General features: G+C 59.0%; 9 protein-coding genes. 7 read left to right on the top strand and 2 right to left on the bottom strand.

The annotated features are described in order from the left end of the window. The coding region (locus tag IT40_RS29405; RefSeq protein WP_036761112.1) for an enolase C-terminal domain-like protein at window positions 1-227 on the top strand (227 nt) is incomplete at its 5' end. A 10-nt stretch (window positions 228-237) separates the two neighbouring features. Next, window positions 238-1,200: an ornithine cyclodeaminase family protein gene (locus IT40_RS25530; RefSeq protein WP_036761110.1), complete on the top strand. Its 963-nt coding sequence runs from the start codon at window positions 238-240 to the stop codon at window positions 1,198-1,200. On the opposite strand, the gene IT40_RS25525 is transcribed toward IT40_RS25530, so the two are convergent. Continuing rightward, window positions 1,197-2,612 (bottom strand): FAD-binding oxidoreductase, encoded by a 1,416-nt coding sequence (locus IT40_RS25525; protein ID WP_036761108.1) that lies wholly within the window; start codon window positions 2,610-2,612, stop codon window positions 1,197-1,199. The genes IT40_RS25530 and IT40_RS25525 overlap by 4 nt on opposite strands. Before the next feature lie 87 nt (window positions 2,613-2,699). Beyond that, window positions 2,700-3,395, bottom strand: coding sequence for a GntR family transcriptional regulator (locus IT40_RS28135; RefSeq protein ID WP_208021438.1), 696 nt, complete (start codon window positions 3,393-3,395; stop codon window positions 2,700-2,702). Window positions 3,396-3,586: 191 nt separating this feature from the next. Between IT40_RS28135 and IT40_RS25515 the strand changes: the two genes are divergently transcribed. From IT40_RS25515 to IT40_RS25495, 5 genes are all read left to right on the top strand, one after another. Further along, complete coding sequence (locus IT40_RS25515) at window positions 3,587-4,699, top strand: ABC transporter ATP-binding protein (RefSeq protein ID WP_052096340.1); 1,113 nt, start codon at window positions 3,587-3,589, stop codon at window positions 4,697-4,699. A 26-nt stretch (window positions 4,700-4,725) separates the two neighbouring features. After that, window positions 4,726-5,838 carry an ABC transporter substrate-binding protein gene (locus IT40_RS25510; RefSeq protein WP_036761103.1) on the top strand — a complete coding sequence of 371 codons (1,113 nt, stop codon included), beginning with the start codon at window positions 4,726-4,728 and terminating at the stop codon, window positions 5,836-5,838. Beyond that, window positions 5,778-6,770: an ABC transporter permease gene (locus tag IT40_RS25505; protein ID WP_243700337.1), complete on the top strand. Its 993-nt coding sequence runs from the start codon at window positions 5,778-5,780 to the stop codon at window positions 6,768-6,770. Before IT40_RS25510 ends, IT40_RS25505 begins: the two co-directional genes overlap by 61 nt. Window positions 6,771-6,824: 54 nt before the next feature. Then, window positions 6,825-7,622, top strand: coding sequence for an ABC transporter permease (locus IT40_RS25500; protein WP_052096336.1), 798 nt, complete (start codon window positions 6,825-6,827; stop codon window positions 7,620-7,622). A 29-nt stretch (window positions 7,623-7,651) separates the two neighbouring features. Further along, on the top strand, window positions 7,652-7,855 hold a 204-nt coding region (locus IT40_RS25495; protein WP_036761100.1), incomplete at its 3' end, for a dihydrodipicolinate synthase family protein.

Raw genomic sequence — 7,855 nt, 5'->3', positions numbered from 1 at the left:
ATGTCTGGGGTGGCGACGTCACCTCGGCGGCGGTGTCGCATGTGGCGGCCAGCTCCAGCCCCGAACATCTGCTGCACACCTCGTTCTTCAACGACTGGACGAACGAGCATGTCGCCGGCTATCAGCCGCGGATGAAGAGCGGCCGCGGCGCGGCACCCACCGGTCCCGGCCTTGGCATTACCATCGACCGCGCTATGATCGGCGCCCCGGTCGCCAGCTTCTCGTGAAAGGACGAACATGCTGCCAGAGTTGCTGACTTACGAGGAAAACGTCCACCCCCTGAGTTGGCCCGGAGCCGTCGACGCGCTGCGCCGGGGCCACCAGCTGCCTCGGCCGGAGCAGGGGGACCTGCTTCTGGGCTCGGGCGATGCCAAACTGCTAAACCGCGCCGCCCGGATCGACGGCCTTGGTTTCGCGATCAAGGGCGACAGCATCTTTCCGGGCAATGCCGCGAAAGGCCTGCCTACGGTCCACGGAGCGGTGCTGCTTTACGATCCCGATTGCGGCGCGGTGCGCGCCGTGATCGATAGCCAGTTGGTCACGCAATACAAGACTGTCGCGGACAGCCTGCTTGGCGCGCAATGCCTGGCGCGGCTGGATAGCCGAAACCTGTTGATCGTTGGTGCAGGTGCGATCGCCTCGACGCTGGCGCGAGGCTACGATGCAGCCTTTCCCGGCATCGAGCGGATCTCGATCTGGTCGCGGCGGCCCGAGCAGGCCAAGGCACTTGCCGCGACGCTCGGCGATCTCCGGGCCGAAGTCACGGCCGCCGAAGACCTGCTCGATAGCGTGGGCAAGGCCGACATCATCTCGGCTGCAACCATGGCACGATCGCCCGTCATCCTGGGCGAATGGGTGCAGCCGGGCACCCATATCGACCTGATCGGCGCCTTCACTCCCGACATGCGCGAGGCCGATGACGCTCTGATTGCGGCAGCGCTGGTCTATGTCGATTATGTCGATACGGTAGTCGATCAAATTGGCGAGCTGATGCAACCGATCCAATCCGGCGCCATCACCCGCGACCATGTGCGGGGCGATCTCTACGACCTGGTTGCGGCGGGCGGATCCAGCCGCCGGTCCGACGATCAGATCACGCTGTTCAAGAACGGCGGTGGCGCGCACCTGGACCTGATGATCGCCAATTACGTCGTCGAAGCGGTGGGGGCGGAGGGAGTGGCGGGACCTTCTCCTACCTAATTCCGGGCAGGGATAACCTTGCCTGGATTCATGCGGTTCATCGGGTCCATTGCGGATTTTATCGCGCGCATGACCTCCAGTGCCACGGGCTCCTTTCTCCGCGACATCGACGAGAGTTTCATCAGTCCCACGCCATGTTCAGCCGAAAAGGTGCCGCCAAGCTCAGACACGACGTCCTCGACCGCCACCAAAATGGCTTCATATACGTTCTCATCCATATCGGAGGGGAAAACTGAAAAATGCACGTTGCCATCACCGAGATGTGCAACGTGAATGCTACGATAATCTCTGCCGAGCAGATCCAAAGAGACATGGGCTTTGTCAAGGAAGGCAGAGACGCGATCAAGCGGTAAGGCGATATCGCATTCGACGCAGGGGCCAAGGGAAAAGCAGATTTCTGCGTTGAGCTCGCGACGCTCCCACATTGCCATTCTCTGCGCATCATTCTGCGCGATTTCTGCGTCAAGTATTATCCCCTCCTCCAGTAGATCGGAGAGGACGGAACTCATCAGGTGCTCGATCGGCCGCTCACCCTGATCATTTGGCAGTATATCGCGCGGTGAGGTGGTCCCAAGTTCCACCAGGATGCTTACATCGTGTATCGGAGTAAAGGGTTGGCGGATATCAGGCCGCGCCTCGGCCAAGCGCGCCATGTGCGTTTTGGACATATATTCAAACGCCTCGACCGCACCTCCACTCGCCATTTGCAGCCTATTCAAAACTGTCAACGCATCTGGCAGGCTGCGAACAGCAAGTGTTGCGGTTGTATACGCCAGGGGGCGTGGAACCAATTTCATTACCGCAGCGGTGATGATGCCAAGTGTCCCCTCAGATCCGATGAACAACTGGCGTAGATCATATCCGGAATTGTCCTTTCGCAATTGACTCATCAAATTCAGCACTCGACCATCGGCGAGCACGACCTCCAATCCAAGGCAGAGGGCTCGTGTTGAGCCGTAGCGCAGGACGTTCGAGCCACCGGCATTGGTTGCAAGAACGCCTCCGATCATCGCCGAGCCGCGCGCACCGAACCACAACGGAAAGTAGAGATCATGCGCTTCTGCCGCTTCGTGCAAACGGGTAAGGACGACGCCTGCCTCTACCACGGCAATTTGCGCGGCCGGGTTCAATTCACGGATTTGATTAAGCCGCTCAACCGAAATCATAAGCCCGCCATTGGTTTGCGCCCCACCAGTCAGGCCGGTCAGGCCAGCGACTGGAACCACCGCTACGTCGTGGCGCGCTGCGATCCTCAGTGTTTCGGCCACCTCTTCGGTCGTTCCGGGACGCGCCACCGCACAAGGGTTGGATGGATAGAGCTTTGTCCAATCCTCGCGATAGCGAGCGATATCGTCGCCGGTCAGGACATTTTGGGCACCCAAAAGGTTTGTCAGATCGTTCAGGAGGGTCACGCCTCAGTTCCTATTTGATGGTGGGCACCTTGGCATACCTCACAAGCTAGAGGGTTGCGGCGCACAAGGGATAAACGTGCAGAGCGTCTAGATCGGTTCGTTGAGTTTTCGCAGGTAATCGAGCATGACCTTGCTTCCGTTCCCAACATCCGTCACCATTGCGCGTTCTGCCGCATCCGGGTCTCGGGCTCTGACTGCCTCGACGAACCGATAATGCTCGTCAATTGTGAGGGTTGAGCAGTCCCTTTGGGATTCAGCGATAACCGGCCCTGCTTGCAGCCAGATCCTGTGCAGGAATCCATGGAGAAGCGGCACATCTGCAATTTCAGCGATCTTGAAGTGGAAAGTCTGGTTCAGGTCGAAAGATGCCTCGGTTTCTCGGTTGGAAATTGCCTCATCGTTTTGCTTAGCAAGCAATTGCAGTGCTTCGATATCGTCAGGGCTCGCCTTCAAGGCGCATTCTCTTGCTGCCAATCCTTCAATTCGCAGACGGACCTTGAGGAGTTCATTATAACGCTCCGGTTTCAAGACCGGAACGCGAACCTCTCGCGCGGATCGAAGAATCAGGGCCTCATCCTGGATGAGTCGAAGCACCGCATCCCGCACGGGCGTCACGCTTGTCCCCAAGCTGCTGGCCAGTTCTCGAATAGTAAGGCGCGTATTCGGAGGAAAGCGGCCCTTCACCAGCGCATCGGACAACTGCGCATAGACAACCTGCCCAAGATTTTCTCGTGGAATCGCCTCGAGATCAAATTTTGCTTCTATGCTCACGCGCTCGTCCAATCTTGCATGATGCATCTAAGGTGAAAGATGCTTGACACAGAAAGTATGATGCATCACACATCAAATTGCAAGAGCTCAATGATGAGCCGATCATAGCAATAGGGAAGTCAGTCGCGTGCCCTCATGCCTCATTGCACTGTTATCGCCATACCTTCTCAGCATCCATCCGGTCTTTGCGGAGGGTAATGGTGATGTTTGATGACCAACTACAGGACAATCAGCTTCAAGTTATTGGAATAACAAGAAAATTCGGAAGTTTTACCGCACTGGACGATGTCTCGATCGACGTGCGGCGCGGTGAGTTTCTGACCCTTCTGGGACCATCCGGCTCTGGCAAATCGACACTGTTGAACATCCTTGCCGGGTTTGATGCTCCGACCGAAGGGCGGCTAGTCCAGGACGGACATGATGTGACCCGGAAGCCGGCCGAGGCGCGCAACTTCGGCATGGTCTTCCAAGGATATGCACTTTTCCCGCATATGTCGGTGGCGCGGAACGTGGCATTCCCTCTGCGGGTCCGCAAGGTTCCAGAATCCGAACAGAAGCGCCGCGTCGCCGAAGTCCTGGAAAGGGTGGGGCTTTCGGCCCATGCCGACAAGTTGCCGCGCCAGCTCTCGGGCGGTCAGCAGCAGCGTGTCGCACTGGCCCGGGCTCTGGTTTTCTCGCCCGATGTCCTGCTGCTCGATGAACCGCTTTCGGCGCTGGACAAGAACCTGCGCGAGCAACTCCAACTGGAGTTCCAGCGCATCCACCGGGAATTCAAGACAACCTTCATCTTCGTCACGCATGACCAAACCGAAGCCTTGGCGCTGTCCAGCCGGATCGCCATCTTCAATCGCGGCCGGCTGATGCAGATGGATGGCCCGACCGATATATATACCCGACCTTCGTCGCGGTTCGTGGCCGAGTTCCTGGGGCAGATCAATCTTTTCCGGGTCGAGAACGTCACATCGGCCAAGGACGGCATTTCCGGACGCTTCGGCGAGTGCCTTCTTGCAGCGCCTGGTCACGTTCGCGATCCGGCTTGGGTTGGCGTGCGGCCGGAAAACATGCGACTGAAAGCAACTCAGCCTGACGCAAGTCAGAACGCGGTGCCCGTGACTGTCAATGCAGTCAGCTATCACGGCCCAACCGTGTTGCTCAGCCTGACAGCCGCAACAGACGGGACCACTAATGTGCTGAGTGCCACAATGCCGGCGAGCGAATGGACAGATTTCGATGCGCAGAAGCCCCATTGGCTCTGCTGGTCGCGCGATGACAGCCTTGTCTTCCCGCAAGAAAACGAAGCCGAGCAAGGCGCTTGACAACGATATCCAACAGGAGACCGAGAATGCAAAAGATCATGAAGGACGAACTCGTCGACATTCTGCGTCATCGATTCGAGCGGGGCGAGCTTGGCCGCCGTGACGTGCTCATGGGGCTGGGCCTTCTGGGCGTCACCAGCCTCGCTTTCTCGCCTGGGCCTCTGATGGCACAGTCAAAACAGCTCGTGCTCGCCACCTGGGGCGGCGACACCACCAAGGCTATCGAGGAAATACTCGGCAACCCGTTCGGCGAAGTCTCTGGCCTGTCGGTCGTCAGCGATACCTCCGGCCCCTCAGAAGGGGCGGTGCAGGTCCAGGCATCCAGTGGATCGATTTCCTGGGATGTCATGTTGCTGGAGTATTTCTCGTCGATCACGTTGGGCAAAAAGGGCCTGCTGGGCGAGATCGAATACGACATCGTTGATCGTGACAAGGTGTTCGGCGGGCAGGCGCATCAATGGGGCGTCGCCAGTCATTTCAACAGCTATGTTATGGTGTATGATGCTGCGCATTTTGGCGACAACCCCCCGAAAACCTGGGCCGACTTCTTCGACGTCGAGAAGTTTCCGGGCAAGCACACTTTCCCGAAGTGGATGATGGGTATACTGGAGGCGGCGCTGCTGGCCGATGGTGTGCAACCCGATGGACTTTATCCGCTGGATCTGGACCGGGCTTTCGCCAAGGTCGAGAAGCTGATGCCGCATGTCGTCAGCGTCTGGGGAACCGGTGCGGAAAGCCAGCAACTCATGCTGGATGGCGATGCCGTCATGGGGATGCTCTGGGGAACGCGTGCGATCCTGGTGGATCGTGACAGCGAGCAAGAGGTAACCTTCACCTTCCAGGATGGATTCCTCGCACCTGACGCGTGGGGCTACATGAAGGATAACCCGGCCGGCGCAAAGGCCGCCAATGAGTTCATCGCCTTTACGCAGGATCCCGCACGTCAGGTCGAGTTGCTGCGGCTTGCCGGTTATGGCCCGGCCAATCCCGAGGCTTCATCACTGGTGCCCGACGACCTGAAGCGGATCGACTGCAACCAGCCGGAAAATCGCCATCTCATGCATGACCTGGACATGGAATGGTATTCCGAAAACTACGCTACTGCGCTGGATCGGTTCACCGCCCTGATAGCAAGCTGATAGACAATGTAGCGCGACCGGCGCGCAGCAGCGCGTCGGTCCTGCCGTCGAGCCCTATGCCGCTAACGGCCTCGTGGAGATCCGAAGTGACAATGTTCAAAAACGGCGGCGGTCGCAGCGCGATCGTCTGGTGCATCTTTGTGCTGCCGCTTCCGGCCTTTCTGATCCTGGCCTACTTCCTGCCGATGATGGGCATTCTCAGTTGGAGCTTCACCGACCCGGTGCCTGGGCTTCAAAACTACGCCCGGATCGCCGAAGATCAGACCATCCATCTGCTGTTTTGGCGCACGCTGCGCATCTGTCTCACCACTGCGGTAATCTCGGTCTTGGTCGCCTATCTGCTGGCCTATCATTGGATTCTGGGCCCACCCGCCCGGCAGCGTTTGATCGAGATGGCGATCCTGATCCCGTTCTGGATCTCGGTTCTTGTGCGTGCCTTCGGCTGGCTGATCCTCTTGCGGCCCAAGGGGCTGATCAATGAGAACCTGATCGCGCTTGGGATCATCACCGAACCCTTGGCCATGGTGCGCAACGAAATCGGCGTGGTGATCGGCATGGTCCATTTCATGGTCCCGATGGCCGTCTTTCCTATCGCGGCAGTCATGCGCCAGATCGACCCCAGGGTGATACAGGCCGCGCGCGGCCTTGGCGCCGGCTCGGTTCGCCGCTTCATCGAGGTCTTCCTGCCGCTGTCGATGCCCGGCGTCATCGGCGCGCTGTTCATCGTTGCGGTGTTCTCGCTGGGCTTCTTCATCACCCCGGCGATCCTTGGCGGCGGCCGTGTGGTCATGGTGGCGGAAAACATCTTCGTGCGAATGTTGCAAACCGCGAATTGGGGCCTTGGCTCGGCGCTGGCAGCGGTGCTTTTGGTGCTGGTCGTCGGGCTGATCTGGATCTTGTCGCGGATCGTCCGCCTCGACCGCCTGCTCTGAGCCGTCAATCGGAAAAATTGGGGCTATCTGCTCCTTCAGTCGGAAAGTGCCGTCATGCACAATGATCAACCGGGCCGGATCAGCACCGCCTTCGTTTATGTAGCCATCCTGTTTCTGGCTTCGCCCTTGCTGGCGGTGATCCCGATCTCGTTCACCTCAAAGCGATTCTTGTCCATGCCGGACGGGGATTGGTCGCTTCGCCACTATCAGGAACTGCTCTCGAACCAGCAATGGCACGACGGCATCCTGACAAGCGTCACGATCGCCGCGCTGGCCGCCATCTTGGCGACGGTCTTCGCGACGCTGTTCTGCATCGGGATCTGGTATGTAAAATCGCGCTTCACGCATGCCTTTGTCGGTATCGTGCTTGCACCGCTAGCCGTTCCGCCGATTATCTCGGCCTTGGCGCTCTATTTCTTCGTCACCCGGACCAACACCTTCGATACGCTGCTTGGGGTCGTCATCTCGCATGCGGTGATGTCGGTGCCTTATGCCGTCGTGACGCTTCTGGTCACGCTGAGCCAGGTTGACCGCCGAATCGAACTTGCGGCGCGCAATCTGGGCGCCTCGGTCTGGCAGACGACCTTCTGGGTGGTCCTGCCCAATATCCGCTTTGGCGTGCTCACCGCCGCCTTCCTGTCATTCGTGATGTCCTGGGAGGAAATCGCGGTCACGCTGTTCGTCACCTCGGTCAAGATCGTAACCCTACCGCGCATGATCTGGGCGGGGCTGCGCGACAATGTCGATCCTGTCATCGCAGCTATCTCGGTGGCGCTTATCTTACTGACCGTGCTGGGCATGGTTCTGAAGCTTATCGCCGAATTGCGCGCAGGACCCCGCACGCAAGGCTGATTTTCACAAGACGTAAAGGAGGTTTCCCCATGAAACTCGAAGGCATTTACACCCCTTTGGTCACGCCGTTCAGGGGCGATGGCTCGTTCGACCTTGACGCCTTGGCCGATCTGGTCGAGCGGTTGGTGGCTGCGGGGGTGCACGGGTTGATCTCGGGCGGCTCGACCGGCGAGAACTATGCCGAGACGGTCGATGAGCGGCTGGAGCTGGCCCGCTTCATCACCGAGCGCGCC

Origin of the sequence: Paracoccus versutus, from assembly GCF_000763885.1 — a bacterium.
Lineage (GTDB): Bacteria > Pseudomonadota > Alphaproteobacteria > Rhodobacterales > Rhodobacteraceae > Paracoccus > Paracoccus versutus.
The sequence above is the reverse complement of the archived record's forward strand: the minus strand, read 5'-3'. Positions and strand labels throughout refer to the sequence as shown.